Source organism: Isoptericola sp. NPDC057191, assembly GCF_042670225.1.
In the GTDB taxonomy this organism is placed as follows: Bacteria; Actinomycetota; Actinomycetes; order Actinomycetales; family Cellulomonadaceae; genus Isoptericola.
Genome location: NZ_JBHUWC010000324.1, coordinates 1 through 1,053, shown reverse-complemented (window position 1 = coordinate 1,053; position 1,053 = coordinate 1). Strand labels below are relative to the sequence as shown.

Sequence of the window (1,053 nt, the reverse complement as noted above, 5' to 3'; positions counted from 1 at the left end):
AGGGAATTCTCGCCGATTTCGTACCCACAACTCAGATGGACCGGCGTGAGCGGAACGCGGCACGTACCCGTGCCGCCAACGCGCCAGGGTCGCGGAGGTCGTCGGCCACCACGACGATCACGATCCACCCCAGCTCCTCGAGCCGACGGCGCGCTCGGACGTCCTCGCGCCATTGAGCCTTGTCGGTTCGGTGCTGGTCCCCGTCGTACTCGATAGCGATCTGGAGCTGCCGGTACAGCAGGTCGATCCGCTTGATGTACGTGCCGTCCGGCGCGAGCACGATCCCGTTCACCTCGGGACACGGCAACCGGGCGTCGACCAGTGCGAGCCGGGTGCGTGTCTCGGGAGTGGAGTCCGTACCGGGCCTCATCTGCTCGATCAGAGTGCGTACCTGCGCGATCCCCTTGACCTTGTGGGTGCGCTCGGAGATCGTCCTGAGCTCCGCGGCGGTAGTGAACGGCTGCTGCCTTCGCATCATCGCGTCGCCGAGGACCACCACGTCGTCCGGCCGACGAAGGCCGACGGCGACGTGCACGAACGTCTGCGCTGCGGTGGTCACGGGGACGCCGTCGAGGATCGTCGTGTCGAGAAAGGACTGCCGCGAGCGGTGCGCCACGATTCCCGCGCGTCGCAGCCGCGCCGTCTCGTCAGGCGTGACGACGTGCAGTCGGTCGTCGCGCTCGATGGTCCACGGCACCTCCACGCCCCAGAGCCTGAGAGCAGTCCCGTGGCTGAAGGCGCACGACGCGTCGAGGACCGGAAGCAGCGCCCGGCAGCGCTCTGCCAGGTCGAGGGGGCGAGATGCGGTGCGGACTCCGTGGAAGGGAGCATCGACGTCTGCGCCCCGCAGGCGATGACGGGGAAGACCGGCGGCGAGAGCATCCCGCACGACGAACGGCTCCAGAGGAAGCGCGTCGCGGGGGATCGAGGGTCGGCGTGCCATGGGTTGCACCCTGGCACCGGCGCGTCTCCCGACCCTGCGCTCATCCACAGGCACGAGCCCCGCTGGTGTTGTGGGTACGAAAACGGCGGGAATTCCGTCAGGAATTCCTC

The 1,053-nt window shown here is 68.5% G+C and carries 1 protein-coding gene; it reads right to left on the bottom strand.

The window, feature by feature from the left end; translation table 11 throughout:
* Positions 1–31: 31 nt before the first annotated feature.
* A partial coding sequence (locus ACFT55_RS20240) for a hypothetical protein (RefSeq protein ID WP_380245664.1) occupies positions 32–1,053 on the bottom strand: 1,022 nt, incomplete at its 5' end.